This is a genomic window from Bacillus sp. FF-1, assembly GCF_028548245.1.
GTDB lineage: Bacteria > Bacillota > Bacilli > Bacillales > Bacillaceae_G > Bacillus_A > Bacillus_A paranthracis.
The window spans coordinates 82,911-106,161 of the sequence record NZ_JAQQGG010000002.1; the positions used below are offsets into that span (position 1 = coordinate 82,911).

The following is a 23,251-nucleotide window of genomic DNA, read 5'->3' on the forward strand; positions in this document are numbered from 1 at the left end:
GCTGACATTATGTTAGAAAAACATTTAGTGAAGCGTTAATTTTATATAAGGGAGGGTTATTTGAGCGTATAGATAAGGGTTGGTCTTTAATTTAAGTTCTGAATTTTCTGTTTTTAAAATGATATTTAGCACTCATTTGTATATTTTATAATAGTTTTTTGATAAATTCACTGCTTTCGCAGAGGGTTCTTTTTTATGAAAGAAACGTCAATTTTCTTCATATATATATACAAATTGGAGAAATGGGGGAGCGCTATGCGCGATTACTTAATTAAACCACTTGTTGGTCAGCCGTATCCAATGATTTCACATGGAAAAGGTGTGTATTTGTATGATCAAAACGGAAATAAATATTTTGATGGCTCGTCAGGGGCAATTACGGCAGGTATTGGGCATGGCGTAAAGGAGATTGCGGACGTTATCAAAAAGCAAGCAGAGGAGATTGCTTTCGTTTATAGATCACAGTTTACGAGTGAACCAGCTGAAAAATTAGCGAAGAAATTAAGCGATTTAAGTGTAGGAGATTTGAACTGGAGCTTTTTTGTGAATAGTGGTACGGAAGCAAATGAAACAGCTATGAAAATTGCAATTCAACATTTTCAAGAGCGAGGTATTCAAGGGAAACATAAAATTTTGTCACGATGGATGAGTTATCACGGTATTACGATGGGAGCCTTATCAATGTCTGGGCATCCACTGCGTAGACAACGTTTCGTGTCAATTTTAGAAGATTATCCAACTATTCCAGCTCCATATTGTTTTAGATGTCCGGTACAAAAGGTATATCCAACTTGTCAGCTTGCTTGTGCGACTGAACTAGAAAGATCAATTGAAAGGATTGGAGCAGAACATATTGCGGCTTTTATTGCTGAACCGATTATTGGAGCAGCTGGAGGTGCAGTCGTTCCGCCGAAAGAATATTATAAAGTTATTAAAGACATTTGTAGTCATTACGATATTTTATTTATTGCTGATGAAGTAATGACTGGGCTTGGGCGTACTGGTGCATGGTTTGCGATGGAGCATTGGGGTGTAGAACCGGATATTATGACCCTTGGTAAAGGTTTAGGAGCTGGATACACACCGATGGCAGCGACGGTTGTAAGTGACCGTGTTATGGAGCCAATTTTACGAGGATCGCGTTCTGTTATGAGTGGACATACGTTAAGTGCAAATCCATTATCTGCAGCAACAGCTCTAGCTGTTATTGAATATATGGAGAAACATAATCTACCTGAAAAAACAGCGGAAAAGGGAGATTATTTAATAAAAGGATTACAGAAAGTTCAGCAACAATCGACAATCATTGCTGATGTGCGTGGAAAAGGATTGCTGATTGGAGTAGAATTGCAACCGTTTACAAAAGCGTCGGAACTTATTTCGGTTGCAGCTAAAAATGGTCTTCTTTTATACCAAGCTGTTTCAGGGCAAGCAGGAAAAGAAGATAGCGCACTGCTTGTAGCACCGCCAATGACAACTACATATTCCGAGTTAGATGAATTACTTTCAATTTTTGCAAAAAGTGTTGAAGAAATGATGCAAAAAGGAGGGCATAGTATCGCATGACAACTATTACGAATACATTCAGTAAATTAAAAGAGATAGAGGAGGTAATTTCTTTATTCCACGATGATATGACATTAATGTTTGGGGGATTTGGGGGGATTGGCTCCCCTCCATCTTTAATACAGGCCATTTTAGAAAAAGGAGTTACAAATTTAAATTTAATTGGAAATGATACAGGATTTCCTGATGTAGGAATCGGTCGTCTCGTTACGAATGAAAGAGTAAAATCATTAATTACTTCTCATATTGGATCAAATCCAAATGCAGGAAGACAGCTAAACGAAGGAAGGTTACAAATTGAGTTTTCTCCTCAAGGAACATTAGCAGAGCGTATTCGCGCTGGTGGTGTAGGACTTGGTGGCGTATTAGTTGATGTAGGTGTTGATACGATTGTAGAAGAGGGAAAACGTACTGTTGAAATGAATGGTAAAACATATTTAGTTGAAACAGCATTAACTGCTGAGGTTGCGATTGTATATGCGAAAAAGGCAGATCCGTTCGGCAACCTTGTGTTTGATAAGAGCGCTCGTAACATGAACCCTCACGTTGCTATGGCCGGGGATATAACGATTGTAGAAGCAGAAGAAATCGTTCCACTGGGAAGTTTAGATCCAGAAGAAATTGTTGTCCCAGGAGTATTTGTAAATTATATCGTACCGTCGGAAGGAGTGAATTGGAAATGGGTATGGGCGTAGAAGTGAGAGATAAGATTGCTAGACGTGCAGCGAAAGAAATACAAAATGGTATGATTGTAAATTTAGGAATTGGTATACCATCGCTTGTACCGAATCATTTGCCTGACGATATAAACGTTATGTTTCATGCAGAAAATGGAATTGTAGGTATGGGACCTACGCCAAGCAAAGGAAATGAAGACGAAAATTTATGTAACGCAGCAGGTTTGCCAACTTCTCTTATTACAGGAGCAAGTTATTTTGATAGTTGCACAGCGTTTGGGATGATTCGAAAAGGTTTACTAGATATAACGATTCTTGGTTCATTACAAGTAAGCGAGAATGGTGATTTAGCAAACTGGATTGTTCCAGGAAAACGTGTTCCAGGTATTGGAGGAGCAATGGATTTAGCTCAAAAAGCGAAGCGGGTCGTTGTTGTGATGAATCATGTCGATAAATACGGAAATGCAAAAATTGTTTCGGAGTGTACATTACCATTAACTTCAAAAAAATGCGTAGATTTAATTATTACGGATATGGCAGTAATGGAAGTAACGCAGGATGGACTTATTTTACAAGAATTGATGAGCCCATACACAGTGGAAGATATAAAACAACATACAGAAGCGGATTTTAAAATTGGCTCTAACTTACTAGTAATTGAATGAGGGGAGATGTAATATATGGAGCAATTAAAAAAACAAGTTTGTGATTATATTGAGAGTCATGAAGAAGAAAGTGTAAAATTTTTAAAACGATTAATTCAAGAAAAGAGCGTATCTGGTGATGAAAGTGGTGCGCAGGCAATTGTGATTGAAAAATTACGTGAGCTAGGTTTAGATCTTGATATATGGGAGCCATCATTTTCTAAAATGAAAGATCATCCTTATTTTGTATCACCGCGTACAAGTTTTGCAGATAGCCCGAACATTGTGGCAACTCTTAAAGGAAGCGGCGACGGGAAATCCATGATATTAAATGGGCATATTGATGTCGTACCAGAAGGAGATGTGAATCAGTGGGACCATCATCCTTATAGTGGTGAGAAAATAGGAAATCGTATATATGGTCGTGGAACGACAGATATGAAGGGCGGCAATGTCGCACTAATGCTTGCGATGGAAGCAATTATTGAATCTCGTATTGAATTAAAAGGAGATATTTATTTTCAAAGTGTAATAGAAGAAGAAAGCGGTGGGGCAGGAACATTAGCGACTATACTACGAGGATATAAAGCGGATGGTGTCATTATTCCAGAGCCAACAAATATGAAGTTTTTCCCGAAACAACAAGGGTCCATGTGGTTTCGTCTACATGTCAAAGGGAAAGCTGCACACGGTGGGACGCGTTATGAAGGAGTAAGTGCAATTGAAAAAAGTATGTTTGTTGTAGATCATTTGAGAAATCTGGAAGAGAAGAGAAATGAACGAATTACAGACCCATTATTTAAAGGAATCCCGATTCCGATTCCAATTAATATTGGGAAAATTGAAGGTGGGAGCTGGCCAAGTTCTGTTCCTGATTCGTTAATTTTAGAAGGAAGATGCGGTATTGCGCCGAATGAGACTATAGAGGCAGCAAAAGAAGAGTTCGAGAATTGGATCGCTGAATTAAATGATGTGGACAATTGGTTTGTTGAAAATCCTGTAGAAGTGGAATGGTTTGGAGCAAGATGGGTTCCTGGTGAACTAGAAGAAAATCATGAGTTAATTACAACACTTGAACATAACTTTGTTGAAATCGAAGGGAACAAACCGATTATTGAAGCATCTCCGTGGGGGACAGATGGAGGTTTATTTACACAAATCGCAGGTGTACCAACGATAGTATTTGGCCCAGGAGAGACGAAAGTAGCGCATTATCCAAACGAATATATAGAAGTTGATAGAATGATAGCTGCCGCAAAAATTATTGCATGTACATTACTAGATTGGTGTGAGGTGAAAAAATGAAATACTATGAATCTTTTAGAGAACAGACGAATGGCTATACAGTAGAAGGCGTTTTGGACTATTTTAATAAACGTATTCGAGTAGACCACTACACAGGAAATGTTGAGAGAATCATCCAAACAATTGACGAATTAGCAGAGAAACATTCTTTCACTAAATGTATTGTTAAAGGAAAGGGAGAGCATGTTTCAACATGGCTCTCTTTCGGTTTTTTATTAGAAGCAACATTACCACATTATTTTCAAGGTCACGATGCATACTTCTTCGTGAAATTTAATAATGATGAAAGACGAAATAGTATACATTGGGTTGAGGAAGATACCATTTTAAGCGGTGTAAAAGCAAAAGAAGTAAAGGAAAAAATAGTCCCAGAGAAATTTCTATTAAGAAAAGCGACAGAAGAGGACGCAGAAGAATTAGCAGCTGTCTTTGGAGAAGTATTTGAAGTGTATCCAACTCCTTTAAACGAAGCGAGTTATGTAAAACAAACGATGAAAGAAGACGATACAATTTACTATGTGTATGAATTCGAGGGGAAAATAATTAGTACAGCGTCTGCAGAAATGAATATAAAAGAAGGAAATGCAGAATTAACGAATTGTGCGACCTTACCCGAATATCGTAAACATGGGTTTATGAAAAGTTTATTAATTAAGTTAGAAGAAGAACTTCAAGAAAAATCGATTTTCTGTTCTTATACAATTGCTCGATCGCTTTCTTTCGGAATGAATGCAGCCTTTCATCAGTTAGGCTATACGTATACAGGAAGATTGGCGAACAATTGCTACATTTTTGATAAGCTAGAAGATATGAATATATGGGTAAAAGATTTGTCTAAATAGTACGTTATAAAAATAGAACGGAATCGTCATGCTTATAATCGCACATAGGTATGCCGGAAATTCGGCATAGTATTTGCTGGATTTTCGGCAAGAGGGGGGATGACATTGCTAGCAGTTTCGACACAAGAAGTCATTGAGGCGATTTTGGGCAGTATTGATGAGGCTATACACGCAGTAGATGAAAATGGTATTACAATTTTCTATAATACTGTAGCTGCAAAACACGATGGATCAAAAATTGAAAAAGTGTTAGGTAAACATTTGTTAGAAGCGTTTCCTTCTTTATCTAGGGAAACAAGTACGTTGATGAAAGTATTAGATACAAAAAAGCCAATCGTTCATCAAGTGCAGCATTATCAAAACTTAAATGGGGAAGACATTTGTACAGTAAATACGACGTTACCTATTTTCATAGATGGAAATATTGCTGGAGCTGTTGAAATTGCAAAAGATTATTCCACAGTACAAAAACTTACCGATACAATAGTCGATTTGCAGTCGAAAATAAAGCGGTCATCTAGAAAAAAAGCGGTCAAAAAGGATGTTGCATTTGAGACGATCGTGACGAATGATGCTCGGTTTAAACAGACGAAAGAATTAGCACAAAAAGTAGCCCCAACTGATGCGAATGTTTTAATATATGGGGAAACAGGAACAGGGAAAGAATTATTTGTACAAGCGATTCATGAAGCCTCTAAGCGGAAGAACAAGCCGTTTATTGCACAAAACTGTGCAGCTTTGCCAGAGTCTCTATTAGAAAGTTTATTGTTTGGAACGACGAAAGGTAGTTATACGGGGGCAATTGAACGAGCGGGATTATTTGAACTTGTAGATGGAGGGACATTGTTTTTAGATGAACTGAATTCAATGCCACTCGATTTACAAGCGAAAATGCTACGTGTATTAGAAGATGGTGTTATTCGTCGTATTGGTGATAATAAGACGAGAAAAGTAGATGTTCGCGTTATTACCGCAATGAATCAGCCACCAGAAATATGTTTAAAAGAGAATAAAATTCGCACTGATTTATACTATCGATTAAATGTCTTTTCATTATATATTCCGCCGCTCCGTGAAAGAACGGAGGATGTATTATTGTTAGCGTCTTATTTTTTGAAAGAATATAATAAAAGTTATAAAAAAGGTGTACTTCAAATGGATAAGGAAGCGAAAGAAAGACTACAAGCTTACCAATGGCCTGGAAATGTTCGAGAGTTAAAACATACGATTGAACATGCTGTCATTATTGCAGAAGGGAATACATTAACAGCCAATTGTTTACCGCGTACATTTCGGAAAGAGAGTTTTCCAAAGAAGAAGGGCATATTGCCTCTTAGAGAAGCACTTCATCAAACGGAAAAAAAATTAATAGATCAAGCGTTAATTGAAACAGAAGGGAATATATTACAGGCTGCAAAAATGTTAGGTATCCCTCGTCAGACGCTTCAATATAAACTGAGTAAGTACGACAAAACCGCCGAATAATTGGCGGTTTTTGTGTGTTTGCACCAATAAAAGAGCGTTTACATATATAAAAAGTAATGAATATGATAGTATGTATGGATTTCATACAGTGCTTAAAAATATTTTTTTCGCTTATATAATAGGGTTATCCGTACGTTTACTTATCAATAAAGTAAAGTTGGCATAACTATTGCTTATATAAAGGATGAGCGTATAAAAAGGGGGAATAGCAATGTTACATGATGTATACAAACCAAATCGTCACTGGAAGGATATCGAATTATGGAAAGATGTTACTGAAGAGCAATGGAATGATTGGGTTTGGCAATTAACGAATACGATCAAAACGTTAGATGACTTAAAGAAAGTGATTAACTTAACACCTGATGAAGAAGAGGGCGTTAAAATTTCAACGAAAACGATCCCGTTAAATATTACACCGTACTATGCTTGGTTAATGAATCCTGATGACCCACGCTGTCCGATTCGGATGCAATCTGTACCGATCTCGGAAGAGTTATATAAAACAAAATATGATTTAGAAGATCCGCTTCATGAAGATGAAGATTCACCAGTTCCAGGGTTAACACATCGTTATCCTGACCGCGTACTATTCTTAGTAACGAATCAATGTTCTATGTATTGTCGTTACTGTACACGCCGTCGTTTTAGTGGACAAATTGGAATGGGTGTGCCGAAGAAACAATTAGATGATGCAATTGCTTACATTCGTGAAACACCACAAGTACGAGATGTATTAATCTCTGGTGGTGATGGTCTTCTTATTAACGATAAAATTTTAGAATATGTATTAAAAAATTTACGAGAGATTCCGCATGTTGAGATTATTCGTATCGGAACGAGAGCGCCGGTAGTATTCCCGCAGCGTATTACAGAAAACTTATGTAACATTATTAAAAAATATCATCCAGTATGGTTAAATACACATTTCAATACATCTATTGAAATTACTGAAGAATCGAAAAAAGCATGTGAAATGTTAGCGAATGCTGGTGTTCCAGTCGGAAACCAAGCAGTAATTTTAGCTGGTATTAATGACAGTGTTCCAATTATGAAAAAACTAATGCATGACTTAGTAAAAATCCGTGTACGTCCATATTATATTTATCAATGTGACTTATCTGAAGGTATTGGTCATTTCCGTGCACCAGTTTCTAAAGGTCTTGAAATTATTGAAGGTTTACGCGGACATACGTCTGGTTATGCAGTACCAACATTCGTTGTTGATGCACCAGGAGGAGGCGGTAAAATTGCGCTTCAACCAAACTATTTAATTTCGCAAAGTGCAGATAAAGTTGTACTTCGTAACTTTGAAGGTGTTATTACAACGTATCCAGAGCCAGAAAGCTACATTCCAGGAAGAGCAGAAGGGTACTTTAAAGAAATTTATCCAAACTACGAAGAAAAACGTTCAGATGTTGGTATCGCAGGCCTTATGAGTGATAAGAAATTTAATCTTGTTCCAGACGATTTACAGCGTATGAACCGTCGTAAAGACTATGAGGATAATGAAACGCATGCAACATTAAAAGATAAACGTGATAAGCGCGACCAATTGAAAGATAAAAAATATCAAGCACAAATGGCTAAATTAGAAGAAAACGACAAAAAAACTGAGGGTGATGCAGTATGAATTGTATGTGGTGTGACAGTACAGAAGCAAAAGAAAGCTTAAATACTGTATATTGGGAATTACCAGATGGTACGAAAGCCATTGAAATCCAAGAGACACCATGCATTTCTTGTTCCTCATGTGGTATGGACTATCAATCAGATCAAACAGTGAAAGAAATAGAAGATCAATTGTTTCTAATTTATACGAAAGACTTACCAAAACAACTAACATATGAAGAATTAATGGGAAGACCACGTCTATTAAAAAGAAATTATTTCGACTTTTAACCAGCTTTTATGCTGGTTTTTTTCTTTTTTGCCTTGTATAATGTACCCAAGCTAGAAAGGTAGGGAATATTTTTGAAAAAGACATTTTACCACTATATGATGAAGCATCGTGCAGCTTTATTTAGTAATGAAATATCGAATTTAGCAGAGGCAATGTATGATGATTTAAGTTTTCCGAAGCAATCTGAAGATTACGATGAAATTAGTTCATACTTAGAGCTAAGTGGAATGCTAGAAAGTATGTCTATATTTGATGAAGCGTGGGATTTATACATACAAGATAGATAAAAACTATTTGAAAACATACAGAATACATTACTTTATTTAAAGTGAAGTATTCTGTATGTTTTTTTATTATGAAATTTGTTGATTTGAAGCTAGTCTAGTTACTAGCTTTTTTTGAGTGTAATGTAAATTTTATAAGATTATATTTTTTATTGAAAAAATTTATGAATATAAGCTTCTGTGATAAGCGTTTTTATGTAGGTTGCATATACTGTTATCAAAATCACGACGTCAAAAAAAGGAGAGATATAGATGGCAAGGAAAAAGCAACCTAAATATAACGTAGGGGACATAGTCGTGATTACGCTATATGGAACCGTTGGTAAAATCACAAATATGAAGGTTTTAGATGGAGTTTACGTATACGAAGTCAATAATCACGATGGATTTTACGTAGAGCAAACATTGCAGCACGTTACAGAGCAAGATATGAAAAAAGGTGAAACTGAGTGGATTGAATTAAACTATAATTTCACATTTGGTGATCTCGTGCAAGTAACAGGATATGATAAAGATGTTTTCCGTATTGTTGGTTTTCGTACAGAAGTATGGAGATATAAAAATGATGCATGGGAAGATACAATATATGAACTGTCACGAATTACGGATGGTGAATGGTTAGAAGCGGATGAGTCAGATTTAACGTTACTTGCCAATGCTCAAACGGCAAATGCAATTTTGAAGAAAATGAAACAAGATAAAGCAGGTATGAATAAATTAGATTTAGGAAAATTAAAGTCAATTAACAACTCAAAAAAAGTGAGTGTTAAGACAAATCGTCAAGAAATCATTGATGGATTACTTGATATTTATAACGATTACCAATTGTTATTTGATACATTTAAAGATGAAGAATACAAAATTGTTATGGATGTTGTTCATAATTATTTAGTTAAATTGACAGAGAAAAAATAGTTAACTAGAAAGAGAGAATGAATTGAACAACAACATATGCAGTATAAGGTATGCCTACAATTATTAAAAAAATAAAAAGCCATTTAATAAGAGAGTCTGCCCATTGATCTTCATGCATGAACTCTTCTTTTGTTTGTCCTACTTCTTGCTTTACCTCGTATTGATATTCCATAATTATATCCCCCTTTTTGATAGCTTGTACTACCATCGTATGCACCTTGTCCAAAGGATATGACCTATAAAAAAGAAAAACTATTTTTCTAATCTCATATACATATTTTTGAGATTTTTTCATAAAACAGAAATAAAGGAGTGATGCTCATGAAGGAAATTGAAGTCGTAATTGATACGGAAGAGATTGCGGAGTTTTTTTATGAGCAACTAATTGAAAGAGGATACGTCCCAAAACGAGAAGAAATTGAAGATCTCGCAGATATTACATTCGAGTATTTATTAGAGAAATGTATGATTGATGAAGTGTTTGATGAAGAGGATGAGTGAAAGTAACGACGGGCTTAACTCGTCGTTTTTTACTCTTTACAAACTTGTCACAAATGTAGCCAGCAATACTTGGTATAATTAAAAGAAAATTTTACTCAAGAGGTGAAGGGATGTTCAAAAAAATTATTGATTCTTTATTAGGAAAGAAAAAATATCGTTCGTATTCTAGTAGTGATTATCGCCATAGAGGTCGCTCTTATTCAAGTAGCGATTATAAACGACGTTCATCTGGTTATGGGCATCATCATTATAAAAGAAAACGTAAAAGCCGTAGCTTCTTTTCAAGTAGTTGATGAAATGGCGTCGTATACTAGCTTTATTTGATAGACCACTGCGAAAAAATACAATTGTTGTAGAACGTTATAAAATTGAATCAGTAATTGGAATGGGTAGTTATGGGGTTACATATGTCGTTAATGATTTACAAATAAATAGATATAAAGTCTTAAAACAATTAAGACAAAGTAAACAAAGATATGAGTCTGGTAGAAAATCATTTGAACAAGAGAAAATGATTTTACAAACATTAAATCATCATGCAATTCCTAGTTTATATGATCATTTCGTATGGGAGAAAAAAAGCTTTTTTGTGATGGAATATATGCCTGGTAAAAATTTTGAAGATTATATTTTCTTAGATGGACATGTATATACAGAACGTGAAGTTTTAAAAATTTTATATAAAATATTAGAAATTGTATCAGTGTTTCATAGTAAAGGTATTATTCACCGAGATTTACGCATTCCAAACATATTAATGAAAGAAAACCAAATTAGTATTATTGATTTTGGGTTGGCGAAATTGAAAGGTGAGGGTGATGAACGAGCTACAACGTATGAAGGTGAACAAGCTTTGATGCGAGAAGTTCACTTTCGTAGCGATTTTTATGCGCTTGGTCATTTCTCATTATTTTTATTATATGCAGGCTATGAATCTAATGAAAAATATGAAAAACCATGGTATGACGAATTAACTTTGGAAAATTATAACCGTGAAATGCTGATGCGTATGTTACAAATAAAAACGCCGTACTATGAGAATGTACGAGATTTAAAAAAAGATGTAGCTTTTGCTTTAGAAAGGATGGAGGATCCATGTTTCAAAAGTTTTTAGCAAGCGTTGGTATCGGTAATGCAAAAGTAGATACAGTTCTTGAAAAAGATGAGTATATTGTTGGTGAAGAGATATACGGAAAGGTTCACATAACTGGAGGTTCCGTTAGCCAACAAATTGAAAGCATTTACTTAACGCTATCAACATCGTATGTACGAGAAGTAGATGATAAAAAAGTAACAACAACATATGATTTAGAGCGAGTTCGTTTAACAGAACCTTTTTCTGTTGAGCCGAATGAAAAAAGAGAAATTCCATTTTCATTTAAAATGCCGCTTGAAACACCGCTTACTCTTGGAATGAAAACAGTTTGGGTTCACACAGGCCTTGATATTAAACGTAGTATAGATCCAAGTGATCGTGATTACATTCAAGTGTTGCCAAATGCACTATTAAATAGTGTGTTAGAAAGTGTGAATCAATTAGGTTTTAAAGCGCGTCATATAGAATGTGAAGAATTACCGTATCGATTACGTAAGCAAGTTCCATTTGCACAAGAATTTGAGTTTGTTCCTGTTTCCGGACAGTATTATGGGAAATTAGATGAACTAGAATTATTAATTTTACCAAGTGCTTACGATCGCCTAGAGATTATTATGGAAGTAGACAGAAAATCTCGTGGATTAGCAGGTTTATTTGCAGAAGCACTTGATCTTGATGAGAAAGTGATGCGCTTTACAGTAACGAATGAAGATATTCCAATGATGAAAGAAACAATTAACAATTATATTTTTTAATAAACTATGCATAAAAAAGAAATGGAGAGGAAAACTAAAACAACCGCTCCATTTTTTTGCATAGTGAGGTTATGTATGTGAAACGATATCGACATTTATACTTGTTAAGTTCAACGCTACTCATTTGTTTTGTCGTATTATCACTTTCGTATCATACCGCTTGTATTGAGAAATTTGACAATATAGTCGCACATTTTATTCGAAGTTTTCGAAACGATTATTTGACAGCCTACTTTACTTGGGTGTCGTTTATCGGTTCCAAAAGAATATATTTTCCGTTACTCATTATTCTTGTAATGTATTTTCTCGTTAGAAAAAAGTTGCTTAGCGCATTACTTCTAACAATTAATTATTATGGATCTCGTTATTTAAACAGTATGCTTAAACTATGGTACGAGCGAGCAAGACCTGATGTGTCGCAGCTTGTTACTGCAACTGGATATAGTTTTCCGAGCGGTCATACGATGAATGCTACTGCTTTTTTAGGATTTATTGCATACGTCACGATTACAGAAGAACGTATTACATTGCATAAAAAATTGTTGATTATTTTTATAGCGAGCTTTGTTGTATTATCTATTTCAGTTAGCCGAATATATCTTGGCGTTCACTATCCATCTGACATATTAGCAGGATGGGCAGCTGGCGGTAGCTGGCTCGTTTTATGCGTAATATTTCATAAAACGTTCATTAAAAAAGAACCTATGTCATAATAGGTTCTTTTTCCATTGGCTCAACATGAATGTGCGCATGATAAATGCCAAACTTTTTCCGAAGCATAGCCTCGATGTTGTCAGTGATACAATGACTTTCTCCAACATCCATACGAGCATCTACCTCGATTGTAATATCAACGTACGTTTGATTCCCGTACATACGCGCTCTAATATCTACGATGTTTTCCACGCCACCAATATGTTCAATCGCATCAGCATACTCTTCCATCTTATCTGGATCGATTCCATCCGTTAACATATGAGAAGCTTCTACGAAAATTTCCCATGCAGTTTTACAAATAATAAGACCGACAATTAAAGCAGCAATAGGATCTAAAATAGGCATTTGGAACTGCGAACCGACAATACCTACTACTGTACCGATACTTACGAGAGCATCTGATAAATTATCCTTTGCAGCTGCTTCTAATGATTTACTTCTTGTTCGTGCTGCAATCTTTTTCGTATACAAATACACACAGTACATAACGACAGCAGAAAATAAAGCTACCCATGCAGCAAGTACATTAGGTGCTGCTTGTTTCGGATTTAAAAAAGATTGAATGGCACTAATAACAACTTCTAATCCGACCGTTGCCATAATAAAAGAAGCAACAAGTGATGCAATTTGTTCTGCACGCGAATGCCCATATGGATGATCTGGATCACGAGGTTTCCGAGAGATTTTTAGACCAATTAATATCGCTAAAGAAGCACCGATATCGGTTAAGTTATTTAAACCGTCAGCACGTAATGCGCTAGAGAGGGTAATATAACTGATGATGATTTTCATAGAGGATAAAAATATGTAGGCCAAAATGCTGACAATAGCACCTTTATCAGCTTCTTTATGAGAAAGAGTATCCATTTTAATCACTCACCTTTCTACAAGGAATTTCTTTCTATAAATAGAGTATCAAACGAAAGTCGTGTGGGTCTATACAAACATTGTTGACGTTTTATAGCTTTTTAAGAAGTGGATAACAAAGTTTCGTGAAGGAAAAATATGTTGTAAAGTGCAAAGTTAGGGTATGCAAGCGATTTAGATCTATGTATAACCGGGGAAGGAGAAGGGAGTACAAATATGTACACTTCTGACAGCTGATTTGGAAAAAATAAAAAACCCTCTAGAAAATATTTTTCAGAGGGTTTTCATCTTAGTATGCTTCTAAAAACTCAGTAACTTGCTCTTCAGTTTTTGCGTTAGCACTATGTAAGTGGCCTAGCTTCTCGCCATTTTGATATACAAGTAAACTTGGAATACCCATTACTTGATACTCTTCAGCGATATTTGGGAACTCATCTTTATTAATAGAATACCATTCAAACTTATTGAACTCTTCCATCACATCTCCGATAAAGTTGTCCATACGCACGCAATCTGGGCACCATGTAGTAAAGAACTTAACAACTACTGGCTCCTCGCTTGCGATGATGTCTTTAAATTCCTGTTCAGATTTGATTTCTTTCATGTTAGTTTCTCCTTTTTCACTATCAATATTTTTGGTTATTTAGTTGGTGTATTTGCTGTGAAAGGAAAACTTATAACGAGAACCTTTCTTTTCGGAAAATTCGTTAGCAAATTGATCCACCGCAGTTTCTTGAAGTCCTGGTACATATGAGTAGATATCCAGTGTGATTCTACTTTTTATGTCCTAGTCTTATATGCATCTTAAATCTAGAAATGAATATTAGGAACCTCACTTTTCTTTATAAGCTTTTTCGTGAGCTGTGTCAAACTTCTGAAATTGTAAGGCTACTATTTATTAGTAAGGTAAATTGTATTCATGATAGCCATTGCTATAAAGTTCTTTTCCCCATATATTTTTATGAGGTGTTGTGAGAGAAGAGATTAAGTGGCGTTAGCGGAGTTCCAGCAACAATTACAGCTAAATAAAGTAATGCAGGTAAAAGAGCAAGGCTAACTAGAAGGGGAAATTGCGGCACTGTATAGAGTGAAAGAAAAACATGATATAGAGCGAGAAAGGAATCGTAAGAACATGTTAGGAAGTATTTAGCGGTAGAAGTCAGGGGGAATGTAGATGTGATAGAAAGACAGTATTACATTATTCTTTCAAAGGGGTAACTAGGATGGTGAAATGGGTAAAGAAACTATTTTTTTTAAAATGCCCACCCTGCATTGTTTGTGAGAAACAAGAAGGTGAGCTTCAATTAAACGAAATGAATGTAGTTTGTGAAAAATGTTCCTAAATTACGCATGAACAAGACATATAAAGAGATTCCTACACCCTTTATATCTTATTCCATAAATAACAAAGCTGGTGAGCTTCTGATTCAAGAGCTATTACATGATCATTATTAATAGAGTTATTCGTATACATTTTGTTCTTTTGTATATTAAGGACCGTATAATTCACATTGTTATGTTCATTCGAAAATGTTGATTCGTTTAATAATGTTAATGTTGAGTTGATGTTATATTTATCAATGCGCTCTTTTTTTCCTTTGAAAAACAGTTTAATAAGATGTGGCTCATCATTAATGAGCAAACCAAGTTCAGGTGATGAGCGGACGATTAAATTATGTGATAACCAATGTGATTTACCTGGATCAAACCAAGAGACGTCTTTGTTTTTAATAAATTTTTTATACTGCTTTATAACATCAATGTAGTTTTGCTTTTTCTTCTGGTCAACAGTTTGTACTAATGTTTCAAAACAGTCAAAAGCTAGTTCGTTTTTATGAAATTTAATAACGGTTTCTCGTAATTGTTTCCAGTAATCAAAAACTGGGTGATATTCAGGTTGAGATTTAAGATTCTTTACAAAATTTGTTTTAGCTGCACTACTTTTCAGTGTAAAGTCTAAAAATTGTGTAAGTCCTACCTTAATTTCCGCCATGTTACACCCCCTTTCCGAACATTACTAATTCGATAGTGGAAAGGGAAATCCTGCATTTTGAAGGCGGTGAACGAGATGCTAGATGATGAAGAGTTGACGGAACAAGAACGGCTCTTTTGTTTGTATTATGTGAAATACTTTAAAGGGAAACAAGCTGTACGGAAAGTTAAGTATGTAAAGAGAAGCATGCATAGTACGAGTAGTCGATTACTTAGAAGAGAACGTATAGCATTTCAGGTCAGAGAGCTTAAAGCAAAAATGGTTGAAACTATATTTGGGGAAGTAATGAGTGGGTTAAATGAGTAAATCAAGATTGCTTTTACTAATACGAAAAAAGGTCCTATTGTTTCCAACAGGACCTTTCCTAAAATGGCAAAGAGTAACTCTTACCTTACTCTTCTCGTATATAATACATGAAAAAGATAGATGTGTATACAACAAGAAATTCCAATATAATTATTCGAATATAGTGTTTAAAAATAAAAGGGGGAATTTCAAATAAGGAATTAAATTACAAACGCTGATTTATCAGGTGATACAAATGAATTTCTATCAAATTGTAGTTAATAAAGTGATATTGAGATAATAAGATATGTAATTTTGCATACCGGATTGTAAAAGCGAACAAGGGTATAAATGATTTAAATAATACGGAAGTTGAGGGAGAGTAATACTAAAATTTCATTTGTTTTTTTACTGTAATAAATTCATTTGAATTGAAGTAAAAAATAGAGGTTTGCCTTAGTCATTTATGAAAGTCAAGAATATTTATAACCATAGGAGTAAATACACAGGTCCGATTTTTGTAATGATGGAGGGAATTGATGTGGACATAACTCAAAGCATGGCAAGAATAGTAGTTAATGGGAAAGATCTTCCGTTTCGTTTAGTTAGTACTTCTGTATGGAATCAAGGGCCTGTAAATGATTTAATTGTTTCAACAAACGAAAGAGTCGAGGATTTTTATCAATTTATGTGGTCGCAAGTACCAGTAATGCTTGCGATGTATTTTCTTCAAGGGGCAGACTTAATGAGATTTGCTAGAATTACTGGGATTAATCAAAATGTAACGGGAGAATATATTTATCATTTCTCTTGGGGATAAAATGAATGTAAAGTAGCGTAACAGCTACTTTTTTAATTTGTAAAGGAATTTAATGAGGTTAAGAAAATAAGATTAGAGCGTGATATAGATAATTTGTGACTGTTTTTAAACTCATAAATATAATTAGTTGCTTCTTTTAACACAAGGGAGCGATTGATAGACTAGCTTAAAAAATAAGATTGTAACTATCTTTTAAAATAATAAATGGTAATTTTTACTTTTTTGGATGAACTATTTTTATATAAAAATCATATAATATGTTGCGGGACAAGCAAACAGCTTATAAACTATTGAATACTCAATGAGATTACCTTTTGTATATCTTCGTATTTACTGATCCAGATGTTCTTTTTTATCGAACAAAACGCCCATTATGATAGGAGGTTAATAATGGGGATGACATTAGAGGAATTAGAAAAGTGTTATATTAAAGCCTTAATTGAGGGAGCAGAGTACGTAGCTGTTCAGATTGAAATAGATGGATTTCATAGTGAGGAAGTAATTATTAACGACAAACATAATATAGATTCTGAATTAAAGTATTATAAGAAAACATACAATGAAAATTTAGAACATAGATGGACCCCAGGGATTCGTATTATAGGTTTTGCATATGGCTATTCGTTCTCAGAAATTCTACATGAATTAGGGTTGCTAGTGAAGTAATGATAAAACAAATCGCAATTATTGTACGTGATGCCGTGATTTTAATGGCGTCTTTTTTTGTTGTGAAGGAAAGGTAAAAATAAAAAAGAGGGCTTAAGCCCTCTTTTTATAAATGCCTAACTTTTATGCACAGATTGGAATTCCTAATGCTATTAAAGTCAATGCTACTTGAAGAGAAAGTTCTAATCTAGCAATTTCGATTCCAGCAACTGATACCACTAAAAGAGGTTGTCCATTAACGAACAAAACACAACTTTCCATATTTACACCTCCCTTCTAGTAATCTACTACAATATATGAATTAAATTTAAATAACGTTATAGTTAAATTAATGAATTTTATAAAATTGATAAATTAATCTATCATATAAAATGAATTTTTATTGGTCTAACAACTGCTTCTTTATCACCTTATATAAAGGGTATGAATATATTAGTAGTATATAAAAGCATAGGAGTGATAGATATGTTTTTTGCAAAGCTACGTGGTAGAAATGAAGTTCCACCAGTAGAAACAGACGCTCGAGGGGAGGCTTTCTTTAAATTAAGCCAGGACGAGCTTAGCCTAAAATTTAAGTTGGATTTATTTGATATAGAGGATGTAGTAGTTGCCCATCTGCATATTGGAGCAAAAGGAACTAATGGTCCTGTTGTAGCTTTTTTATTTGGACCTATAACAAATCCGGTTTCAATAGAGTGTGCAACGCTTACGGGAATAATTACTCAAGAAGATTTGGTTGGGCCGTTAGCGGGTCAAACATTAGCTACTCTTGTAAATGAAATCATATCTGGAAACATTTATATTAATGTTCATACAGTACAACATCCTAATGGTGAAATTCGTGGACAATTGAATTATTGCTAAGAAATTATAGTAGTGAAAAATAAAGCATCCGTTTAGGGTGCTTTTATTTTGTGGAGGATGTATAGATAGATAATTTACCTTTAATAATCTTAAAAATTCATTTGTATAGTTTTGAAGGTAATCGAATGGAATTAGAAATAGTGAATTTTTTACCTTTTTAGTTTGTAAAATAATTATCGAAAACTTATAAATGAAATGCCCCTCCGAAAATTAAATTAGTATTAGGAGATAAACTTTGTAAATGAAATATGAAAGTGTAAGAGAGAATAGAAATTTTTAAACCTAATCAAAGCTAATAGACTAACTTTCAGCACCCACTGAAATAAAGAATCATAACATAATTTGTAATAACTTATATGAAAGTGAGCTGAAAAAAATGTTTTATTCGTATTTTTATTCTCAAGCGGGTATGCGACCAGCATATGGTACATCAATAACGTTTAGCGGAGCACAAAGTACAGTTCAAGCTGTTCAACAAGCGTTACAAATGCAACAACAAATGCAAATGCAACAACAAGGTATCCAGCCGTATTATTCATCTATGGAGTATTTTTATCCAGTGCATCAAATCACACCGTATGGAAGTTCTTTTCTTACGATTCCATATGGAACTGTCTTCAATCTATAAGCTGAAAATTTTATGAATAGGAGCAGGTATCCCAAACCGATTATTAACCTAACCATTACCAATTGGATATATACGGGAAACCCAGCTCCCACCTACCTTTATCACAGATGCCGAATTTTGAGGTATCTGCAAATAGCGGAAATAATTGAGGGGGGTGAGTGTATATGTAAGCGTCAAATAGTTCCATCTACAATTTGTAAATAGCTGATGAGATAATCTTTGTACATACTCTACAAGTTGTTTTTTGGTAAGAAAATATCGTCGATCGAAGAAAGAATGAGAATTATCTTATCATGACAAATGATGGATAGTGGCACTATATGAAAAGATACATGAACATTTACTAACGCGAACCAGGACGAGAGGTAGCGACGAAATCCTATCTGTGGTTATATCGTACAGGAAGATTGTCCTATGACTATCAATTTACAAGAGCAGGAGAACATTCGGACCGTTTTTCCCCATTTTGAAGTATATTTATAGCCATAACATCTTATGTTTTGTTTATAATTGTAAATAGTTATTGAAATGTATAAATATTTTTTATGAATAAAAAGGAAAAATAATGCAACTTTTTAATTTGTTTATTCGTGTTATATATGAAAGGAGGAGGGGGATGGAGATTGAAGAAATATATAAAGTTTATATAAACGATGTGTACCGGTATTTATTTTCCCTTTCTCGTAGCCATCATGTAGCGGAGGACTTGATGCAGGAGACTTTTTATCGGGCGTTTCTTTATCTAGAAGACTATGAAAACCAAAAGGTGAAATCATGGCTTTTTAAAGTGGCATATCATACCTTTATTGATTTTGTTAGGAAAGAGAAAAAAGTAGCTTTTGTAGGAACGGAGGAATTAGAAACAATTCAAGCAGGTGAATCTACAGAAGAGTATGTAGTCGCAAAAAATAGTTATGAAAAATTAATTCAGATTATTCATACTTTACCGGTGGTAGAGGCGCAAGCTATTTTATTATGTGACGTACATCAATTAACGTACGAAGAGGGTGCTTCTGTATTAGATTTAAAGTTAAACACGTATAAAAGTCACATATTTCGCGGGAGAAAGAGATTAAAAGAATTGTTAAAGGAGGAAAAGAGTCAAAATGACAAATGATAAACCTCATTCTGAACAAGATGATTATAAAGAATTGTTACAAGAAGCTCTTCATCAAAGGCCGGATACACTTTCTAATGGAAAACAGGAGCAAGTGATGAAAATAGGGAAAAAAAGAGCGCGTATTACGAATGTTTTAATTGTATTTACTTTTTTATTACTTATTCAACCTATATTATATATATCTACTCTCGCATACTATGTATTTGCACCTACAAACGCAATGGAGATACGGAATGTAGTAAATCAAACATTAAGTGTAACAGAACCAAATGTATTTTTGAAAGATAGGGACATGGAGCAAACATTGTTACCGCTTAGTTTACAATTGCATTTTGATTTGTATAAAAGGGTAGGGAAGAAAGATATTCGAATAGGAGAAGAGAAAACAGATTATATATTTAGTAGAGCAACGAAAGTTAGCCGTGAATATACAACAGATGAAAAAATTCCGGAAGTCCCATATATAGATAACGAGGTATTGTCTCATCCTAATAATTATAATTCATCCTATAATAGTAGTGAAGAAGCGCAAGTATTAAAGGGTCTTCCGCAAGAATCTGTTGTAGAAGCATTTATATCTTTTAGAGAATTGTTGAGTGTACAAGAGGTAACGAATATGTTTCCCACTATTGATATCGTCTGGTATGCCGTTAATACAGGGTTAGAGGAGAAGCAAACGAATGACGAGGGTATGTATGTTGCTCCGATTGGCTTTCCAGCAGATATGATTTCAAGACCAAGTGGTGCTTTTGTGAGTGATTCACCTCATGAGGAACAATTTATTGATGTGTTAAAGTCATTACAGAAGCATGAAAATTTAGCAGTGAAGCTATCTAGAGCGAAAGTATTAGAGTTGTCAAAGCGTATTTCTTTCCTTGAAAAGAATGGGGTAAAAACATATGGGGCAGTTGTAACAGGACCTAAAGCAGAAGTTGAAAAATTAATGAGCCACGAAAAAGTTAGAAAATTGAAAGTAGGTGAAGCGAGGTTATGGAATTGGCATTCTTAAAAAAAAGAAAGAATCATATTTATAAACAGGAAACGTGGATGGGGACTATTTCATTAATTATTGCCTTTCTGGCGTTATTATATTTGAACATTATATTGCTTATACAAGAAACATTTATAGGTAAAGGTTTTCTGCAAATAGTTGGTATTGGATTGGTATGCTCAGTCATAGGAATGATCACAAAAAGAAAAAGTCGGAAATATGCATTGTGGGCATGTAGTTTATATCTTTTTATGCTACTGTTTTCTATATTTGGATTTATGTTAGGTTGGATGATAAGCTTTGGACCATAAAAATGTGTGAAAGGACGAATGTAGGTTCGTTCTTTTTTATGCATAAAAAGTAAAGGGATTTATCAAATTTGAATAGAGATCACTATACTACTAGGTTGTTGTGTTATTGAAATGTCTTCCGCCTACGTGTATATAAATAGGCGACAAGTATAGGGGGAAAACAATAGTTCGTCCAAACATTGTGACTCTCTTTTACATAATATGGAGTAATAAGCATAAAAGGGGAACGAGTATGTCTTGCTATTACTACTGTAAGTATTGTAAAGAATATAAAAAGAAACAGCATAACTGTTGTAAGAACGATAGTAAGTGTAATGACAACAAGGATAGTCTTGTTAGGGCATCAGCATTTAGAGCTAGAAATACGGTGAATCAACCTGTTCCTGCTAATACTTTTGTAAAAGTATTGTTCCAAAATGAACAATTTGATTTAGCAAATGAGTATAATCCAGCAACGTCTATTTTTATTCCGAAGACTAAAGGAGTATACTCTGTTATTGGAACGATTGGTTTTTTTCCAAACGATCCTAGCTTAAATTATAGAGCTCGTGTAGAAATTCGTGTGAATGGAAACGCGACAATAGCTATAGATAATGACTTTTTTGGTCCAATCGGTTTTGGAAATGTAGTAAGTGTTTCGACGATTATTCAATTGCATGCAGGAGATCAAGTTGAGGTTTATGCACAAAGTAGCATAGACGGAGTTTTAAGTCCTTCGGAAGACGGCTCACATTTTGAAGCTGCTAGATTCCCTTCACCAATTAAATAAAGTTGAGTATACAGCAGATAAAGGGTAATCCTCACCGAAATGGTGGGGTTTTTTCTATTAAAAGGAGTATCAGTTTGTCCAAACGATTCTAATCTATATTGCATAGTATGTAATAATAAATTTAAGGGGGATTTACTACGTCTTATTATTACTGTAAGTATTGTAAAGATTATAAAAAGAAAAGTCATAATTGTTTTAGAGAAAATAGTAAATGTGATAAAAAGTATGTAAAAGAAAATTGTTGTGAGGATAAGAAGGAAAAACTTGTAAGGGCATCTGCCTTTAGAGCTGTTAATACAATGAATCAACCTGTCCCGGAAAATACTTCTGTTAAAGTATTGTTCCAAGATGAACAGTTTGATTTAGCGAATGAATATAACCCAGCAACATCTATTTTTATTCCGAAGACTAAAGGGGTATATAGTATATTAGGGAATATAACATTCTCTCCAAATGATTTTAATGTGAACTACAGAGCTAGAGTTGAAATTCGTGTGAATGGAAATCCAGCGATAGCAATAGATAATGATTTCTTTGGGACTGGAGTATTTTTTAACAATGATGTTTCAGTAACTTCTATTCTTCAATTAGAAGCAGGGGATTCAGTTGAAGTTTTTGCTGAGAGTAGTGTCGCCGGAGTAATTGTTCAAAATGTTAATGGCGTGAATACGGTTCATTTTGAAGCTGCAAGATTTCCTTCTCCAATTAAATAACGAAGAGAATAAAATACTTTTCAGTAGGTTTAGTTAATCCCCTGTACCGAATGGTGGGGGATTATTATTGTTATTTTTTTATAAGTAAATCGGTTAAATAGAGTTTGTTTCATGAGAATTTCACATGCTAAAGATGTAATGATGAAAGGTAAAGTTTTAAAATTATTTTTTACAGTTTTGATGTTGAAAGGGCTATCTTATTTTAAGTATTAGATTTTCTGCAGGTAATAAAAAGAGTAAGTAACAAGGGTGTAAAAGTTCTTTGGCGTTACATTTGCTAGTTGCCTAACGGTATAAAAAGACATCTTAATTTATGTCCGTATAATTAAAGGCTTTTTCATTACTATATAGAAATTACATATTTAACATCGGTTTGTGCAGGTATTACTATTGTATGGAAAGGAATAACATGAAGGCAAGTACACTATATAAAAATAAAATAAAACCTAAGATGAGTAGTATGGGATGCAACTTGAACATATTTGACCTCCTTGAGTATATAAAGAATTTTAATACATCTTTGGTGAATTTAGA

General features: G+C 34.3%; 29 protein-coding genes and 2 pseudogenes. 25 read left to right on the forward strand and 6 right to left on the reverse strand.

Annotation, left to right across the window (positions count from 1 at the left end):
* Window positions 1–255: 255 nt before the first annotated feature.
* From PQF83_RS05805 to PQF83_RS05850, 10 genes are all read left to right on the forward strand, one after another.
* Complete coding sequence (locus PQF83_RS05805) at window positions 256–1,566, forward strand: aspartate aminotransferase family protein (protein ID WP_001205892.1); 1,311 nt, start codon at window positions 256–258, stop codon at window positions 1,564–1,566.
* Complete coding sequence (gene atoD, locus PQF83_RS05810) at window positions 1,563–2,261, forward strand: acetate CoA-transferase subunit alpha (protein ID WP_000208119.1); 699 nt, start codon at window positions 1,563–1,565, stop codon at window positions 2,259–2,261. The genes PQF83_RS05805 and atoD overlap by 4 nt, the downstream gene beginning before the upstream one ends.
* Window positions 2,246–2,908 carry a CoA transferase subunit B gene (locus PQF83_RS05815; RefSeq protein ID WP_000525280.1) on the forward strand — a complete coding sequence of 221 codons (663 nt, stop codon included), beginning with the start codon at window positions 2,246–2,248 and terminating at the stop codon, window positions 2,906–2,908. The genes atoD and PQF83_RS05815 overlap by 16 nt, the downstream gene beginning before the upstream one ends.
* 15 nt (window positions 2,909–2,923) lie before the next feature.
* Window positions 2,924–4,192 carry a peptidase gene (locus PQF83_RS05820; RefSeq protein ID WP_000436683.1) on the forward strand — a complete coding sequence of 423 codons (1,269 nt, stop codon included), beginning with the start codon at window positions 2,924–2,926 and terminating at the stop codon, window positions 4,190–4,192.
* Window positions 4,189–5,034, forward strand: a complete 846-nt coding sequence (gene ablB / locus PQF83_RS05825) for a putative beta-lysine N-acetyltransferase (RefSeq protein ID WP_000878623.1) — start codon at window positions 4,189–4,191, stop codon at window positions 5,032–5,034. Before PQF83_RS05820 ends, ablB begins: the two co-directional genes overlap by 4 nt.
* Before the next feature lie 99 nt (window positions 5,035–5,133).
* The gene (rocR, locus tag PQF83_RS05830; RefSeq protein WP_001997445.1) at window positions 5,134–6,519 is read left to right on the forward strand and encodes an arginine utilization transcriptional regulator RocR; all 1,386 of its coding nucleotides are present in this window, start codon (window positions 5,134–5,136) and stop codon (window positions 6,517–6,519) included.
* A gap of 211 nt (window positions 6,520–6,730) precedes the next feature.
* Window positions 6,731–8,152, forward strand: a complete 1,422-nt coding sequence (gene ablA / locus PQF83_RS05835) for a lysine 2,3-aminomutase (RefSeq protein ID WP_000902136.1) — start codon at window positions 6,731–6,733, stop codon at window positions 8,150–8,152.
* Window positions 8,149–8,421 (forward strand): YokU family protein, encoded by a 273-nt coding sequence (locus tag PQF83_RS05840; RefSeq protein ID WP_000995764.1) that lies wholly within the window; start codon window positions 8,149–8,151, stop codon window positions 8,419–8,421. The genes ablA and PQF83_RS05840 overlap by 4 nt, the downstream gene beginning before the upstream one ends.
* A 72-nt stretch (window positions 8,422–8,493) precedes the next feature.
* Window positions 8,494–8,709 carry a YozE family protein gene (locus tag PQF83_RS05845; protein WP_000750724.1) on the forward strand — a complete coding sequence of 72 codons (216 nt, stop codon included), beginning with the start codon at window positions 8,494–8,496 and terminating at the stop codon, window positions 8,707–8,709.
* A gap of 249 nt (window positions 8,710–8,958) precedes the next feature.
* Window positions 8,959–9,621: a hypothetical protein gene (locus PQF83_RS05850; RefSeq protein ID WP_000101501.1), complete on the forward strand. Its 663-nt coding sequence runs from the start codon at window positions 8,959–8,961 to the stop codon at window positions 9,619–9,621.
* 4 nt (window positions 9,622–9,625) lie between these two features.
* Here PQF83_RS05850 and PQF83_RS05855 read toward each other — a convergent pair whose 3' ends face one another.
* Entirely contained in the window at window positions 9,626–9,793 is a 168-nt protein-coding gene (locus PQF83_RS05855) for a DUF3930 family protein (RefSeq protein ID WP_000456537.1), read from the reverse strand.
* A 149-nt stretch (window positions 9,794–9,942) separates the two neighbouring features.
* Here PQF83_RS05855 and PQF83_RS05860 point away from each other — a divergent pair, with 149 nt between their 5' ends.
* The 5 genes from PQF83_RS05860 to PQF83_RS05880 all read left to right on the forward strand — a co-directional run bounded on the left by PQF83_RS05860 (window position 9,943) and on the right by PQF83_RS05880 (window position 12,686).
* A complete protein-coding gene (locus PQF83_RS05860) occupies window positions 9,943–10,122 on the forward strand; it encodes a YozD family protein (RefSeq protein ID WP_000658451.1) in 180 nt (59 codons plus the stop codon).
* A gap of 110 nt (window positions 10,123–10,232) precedes the next feature.
* The gene (locus PQF83_RS05865) at window positions 10,233–10,415 is read left to right on the forward strand and encodes a hypothetical protein (RefSeq protein ID WP_000473370.1); all 183 of its coding nucleotides are present in this window, start codon (window positions 10,233–10,235) and stop codon (window positions 10,413–10,415) included.
* On the forward strand, window positions 10,415–11,236 hold the full coding sequence (locus PQF83_RS05870; protein ID WP_000872046.1) for a serine/threonine protein kinase: 822 nt from the start codon (window positions 10,415–10,417) through the stop codon (window positions 11,234–11,236). The genes PQF83_RS05865 and PQF83_RS05870 overlap by 1 nt, the downstream gene beginning before the upstream one ends.
* Window positions 11,218–11,973, forward strand: coding sequence for a sporulation protein (locus tag PQF83_RS05875; protein ID WP_000486605.1), 756 nt, complete (start codon window positions 11,218–11,220; stop codon window positions 11,971–11,973). The genes PQF83_RS05870 and PQF83_RS05875 overlap by 19 nt, the downstream gene beginning before the upstream one ends.
* Before the next feature lie 77 nt (window positions 11,974–12,050).
* Window positions 12,051–12,686 carry a phosphatase PAP2 family protein gene (locus PQF83_RS05880; RefSeq protein ID WP_002163663.1) on the forward strand — a complete coding sequence of 212 codons (636 nt, stop codon included), beginning with the start codon at window positions 12,051–12,053 and terminating at the stop codon, window positions 12,684–12,686.
* On the opposite strand, the gene PQF83_RS05885 is transcribed toward PQF83_RS05880, so the two are convergent.
* The 4 genes and pseudogenes from PQF83_RS05885 to PQF83_RS05895 form a co-directional block, all read right to left on the reverse strand.
* On the reverse strand, window positions 12,676–13,557 hold the full coding sequence (locus tag PQF83_RS05885) for a cation diffusion facilitator family transporter (protein ID WP_000380376.1): 882 nt from the start codon (window positions 13,555–13,557) through the stop codon (window positions 12,676–12,678). The genes PQF83_RS05880 and PQF83_RS05885 overlap by 11 nt on opposite strands.
* A 289-nt stretch (window positions 13,558–13,846) precedes the next feature.
* Window positions 13,847–14,188: a thioredoxin family protein gene (locus PQF83_RS05890; RefSeq protein WP_255256062.1), complete on the reverse strand. Its 342-nt coding sequence runs from the start codon at window positions 14,186–14,188 to the stop codon at window positions 13,847–13,849.
* A gap of 12 nt (window positions 14,189–14,200) precedes the next feature.
* Window positions 14,201–14,436: pseudogene (locus tag PQF83_RS28475) on the reverse strand (hypothetical protein); the annotation flags it as partial.
* 505 nt (window positions 14,437–14,941) lie between these two features.
* The gene (locus PQF83_RS05895; RefSeq protein ID WP_000807968.1) at window positions 14,942–15,550 is read right to left on the reverse strand and encodes a hypothetical protein; all 609 of its coding nucleotides are present in this window, start codon (window positions 15,548–15,550) and stop codon (window positions 14,942–14,944) included.
* 75 nt (window positions 15,551–15,625) lie between these two features.
* Here PQF83_RS05895 and PQF83_RS05900 point away from each other — a divergent pair, with 75 nt between their 5' ends.
* The 3 genes from PQF83_RS05900 (at window position 15,626) to PQF83_RS05910 (ending at window position 17,321) form a co-directional block, all read left to right on the forward strand.
* Window positions 15,626–15,856, forward strand: coding sequence for a terminase small subunit (locus PQF83_RS05900; protein ID WP_002163661.1), 231 nt, complete (start codon window positions 15,626–15,628; stop codon window positions 15,854–15,856).
* Window positions 15,857–16,301: 445 nt separating this feature from the next.
* Window positions 16,302–16,655, forward strand: a complete 354-nt coding sequence (locus PQF83_RS05905) for a hypothetical protein (protein WP_033670822.1) — start codon at window positions 16,302–16,304, stop codon at window positions 16,653–16,655.
* 390 nt (window positions 16,656–17,045) lie between these two features.
* Entirely contained in the window at window positions 17,046–17,321 is a 276-nt protein-coding gene (locus tag PQF83_RS05910; RefSeq protein ID WP_000525899.1) for a hypothetical protein, read from the forward strand.
* Between the two features lie 123 nt (window positions 17,322–17,444).
* On the opposite strand, the gene PQF83_RS05915 is transcribed toward PQF83_RS05910, so the two are convergent.
* Complete coding sequence (locus PQF83_RS05915; protein WP_000443219.1) at window positions 17,445–17,582, reverse strand: DUF3956 family protein; 138 nt, start codon at window positions 17,580–17,582, stop codon at window positions 17,445–17,447.
* A 204-nt stretch (window positions 17,583–17,786) separates the two neighbouring features.
* Between PQF83_RS05915 and PQF83_RS05920 the strand changes: the two genes are divergently transcribed.
* The 7 genes and pseudogenes from PQF83_RS05920 to PQF83_RS05950 all read left to right on the forward strand — a co-directional run.
* Complete coding sequence (locus PQF83_RS05920) at window positions 17,787–18,185, forward strand: CHRD domain-containing protein (RefSeq protein ID WP_000464534.1); 399 nt, start codon at window positions 17,787–17,789, stop codon at window positions 18,183–18,185.
* Between the two features lie 376 nt (window positions 18,186–18,561).
* Complete coding sequence (locus PQF83_RS05925) at window positions 18,562–18,813, forward strand: DUF3947 family protein (RefSeq protein ID WP_000500111.1); 252 nt, start codon at window positions 18,562–18,564, stop codon at window positions 18,811–18,813.
* A 616-nt stretch (window positions 18,814–19,429) separates the two neighbouring features.
* Entirely contained in the window at window positions 19,430–19,930 is a 501-nt protein-coding gene (locus tag PQF83_RS05930; RefSeq protein ID WP_000401919.1) for a sigma-70 family RNA polymerase sigma factor, read from the forward strand.
* Window positions 19,920–20,942, forward strand: a complete 1,023-nt coding sequence (locus PQF83_RS05935) for an anti-sigma factor (RefSeq protein ID WP_000180323.1) — start codon at window positions 19,920–19,922, stop codon at window positions 20,940–20,942. The genes PQF83_RS05930 and PQF83_RS05935 overlap by 11 nt, the downstream gene beginning before the upstream one ends.
* The gene (locus PQF83_RS05940) at window positions 20,924–21,235 is read left to right on the forward strand and encodes a hypothetical protein (protein ID WP_000417668.1); all 312 of its coding nucleotides are present in this window, start codon (window positions 20,924–20,926) and stop codon (window positions 21,233–21,235) included. Before PQF83_RS05935 ends, PQF83_RS05940 begins: the two co-directional genes overlap by 19 nt.
* Window positions 21,236–21,467: 232 nt before the next feature.
* Entirely contained in the window at window positions 21,468–22,004 is a 537-nt protein-coding gene (locus PQF83_RS05945; RefSeq protein WP_002163660.1) for a C1q-like domain-containing protein, read from the forward strand.
* Window positions 22,005–22,144: 140 nt separating this feature from the next.
* Window positions 22,145–22,717: pseudogene (locus tag PQF83_RS05950) on the forward strand (C1q-like domain-containing protein); the annotation flags it as partial.
* Between the last annotated feature and the right edge of the window lie 534 nt (window positions 22,718–23,251).

What these genes read in the sequence shown, in the direction of transcription:
- PQF83_RS05805 (WP_001205892.1), top strand. Translation starts at nt 256, where the DNA reads ATGCGCGATTACTTAATTAAACCACTTGTTGGTCAGCCGTATCCAATG.
- atoD (WP_000208119.1), top strand. Translation starts at nt 1,563, where the DNA reads ATGACAACTATTACGAATACATTCAGTAAATTAAAAGAGATAGAGGAG.
- PQF83_RS05815 (WP_000525280.1), top strand. Translation starts at nt 2,246, where the DNA reads ATGGGTATGGGCGTAGAAGTGAGAGATAAGATTGCTAGACGTGCAGCG.
- PQF83_RS05820 (WP_000436683.1), top strand. Translation starts at nt 2,924, where the DNA reads ATGGAGCAATTAAAAAAACAAGTTTGTGATTATATTGAGAGTCATGAA.
- ablB (WP_000878623.1), top strand. Translation starts at nt 4,189, where the DNA reads ATGAAATACTATGAATCTTTTAGAGAACAGACGAATGGCTATACAGTA.
- rocR (WP_001997445.1), top strand. Translation starts at nt 5,134, where the DNA reads ATGACATTGCTAGCAGTTTCGACACAAGAAGTCATTGAGGCGATTTTG.
- ablA (WP_000902136.1), top strand. Translation starts at nt 6,731, where the DNA reads ATGTTACATGATGTATACAAACCAAATCGTCACTGGAAGGATATCGAA.
- PQF83_RS05840 (WP_000995764.1), top strand. Translation starts at nt 8,149, where the DNA reads ATGAATTGTATGTGGTGTGACAGTACAGAAGCAAAAGAAAGCTTAAAT.
- PQF83_RS05850 (WP_000101501.1), top strand. Translation starts at nt 8,959, where the DNA reads ATGGCAAGGAAAAAGCAACCTAAATATAACGTAGGGGACATAGTCGTG.
- PQF83_RS05855 (WP_000456537.1), bottom strand. Translation starts at nt 9,793, where the DNA reads ATGGAATATCAATACGAGGTAAAGCAAGAAGTAGGACAAACAAAAGAA.
- PQF83_RS05860 (WP_000658451.1), top strand. Translation starts at nt 9,943, where the DNA reads ATGAAGGAAATTGAAGTCGTAATTGATACGGAAGAGATTGCGGAGTTT.
- PQF83_RS05865 (WP_000473370.1), top strand. Translation starts at nt 10,233, where the DNA reads ATGTTCAAAAAAATTATTGATTCTTTATTAGGAAAGAAAAAATATCGT.
- PQF83_RS05870 (WP_000872046.1), top strand. Translation starts at nt 10,415, where the DNA reads ATGAAATGGCGTCGTATACTAGCTTTATTTGATAGACCACTGCGAAAA.
- PQF83_RS05875 (WP_000486605.1), top strand. Translation starts at nt 11,218, where the DNA reads ATGTTTCAAAAGTTTTTAGCAAGCGTTGGTATCGGTAATGCAAAAGTA.
- PQF83_RS05885 (WP_000380376.1), bottom strand. Translation starts at nt 13,557, where the DNA reads ATGGATACTCTTTCTCATAAAGAAGCTGATAAAGGTGCTATTGTCAGC.
- PQF83_RS05895 (WP_000807968.1), bottom strand. Translation starts at nt 15,550, where the DNA reads ATGGCGGAAATTAAGGTAGGACTTACACAATTTTTAGACTTTACACTG.
- PQF83_RS05900 (WP_002163661.1), top strand. Translation starts at nt 15,626, where the DNA reads ATGCTAGATGATGAAGAGTTGACGGAACAAGAACGGCTCTTTTGTTTG.
- PQF83_RS05905 (WP_033670822.1), top strand. Translation starts at nt 16,302, where the DNA reads ATGAAAGTCAAGAATATTTATAACCATAGGAGTAAATACACAGGTCCG.
- PQF83_RS05910 (WP_000525899.1), top strand. Translation starts at nt 17,046, where the DNA reads ATGGGGATGACATTAGAGGAATTAGAAAAGTGTTATATTAAAGCCTTA.
- PQF83_RS05915 (WP_000443219.1), bottom strand. Translation starts at nt 17,582, where the DNA reads ATGGAAAGTTGTGTTTTGTTCGTTAATGGACAACCTCTTTTAGTGGTA.
- PQF83_RS05920 (WP_000464534.1), top strand. Translation starts at nt 17,787, where the DNA reads ATGTTTTTTGCAAAGCTACGTGGTAGAAATGAAGTTCCACCAGTAGAA.
- PQF83_RS05925 (WP_000500111.1), top strand. Translation starts at nt 18,562, where the DNA reads ATGTTTTATTCGTATTTTTATTCTCAAGCGGGTATGCGACCAGCATAT.
- PQF83_RS05930 (WP_000401919.1), top strand. Translation starts at nt 19,430, where the DNA reads ATGGAGATTGAAGAAATATATAAAGTTTATATAAACGATGTGTACCGG.
- PQF83_RS05935 (WP_000180323.1), top strand. Translation starts at nt 19,920, where the DNA reads ATGACAAATGATAAACCTCATTCTGAACAAGATGATTATAAAGAATTG.
- PQF83_RS05940 (WP_000417668.1), top strand. Translation starts at nt 20,924, where the DNA reads ATGGAATTGGCATTCTTAAAAAAAAGAAAGAATCATATTTATAAACAG.
- PQF83_RS05945 (WP_002163660.1), top strand. Translation starts at nt 21,468, where the DNA reads ATGTCTTGCTATTACTACTGTAAGTATTGTAAAGAATATAAAAAGAAA.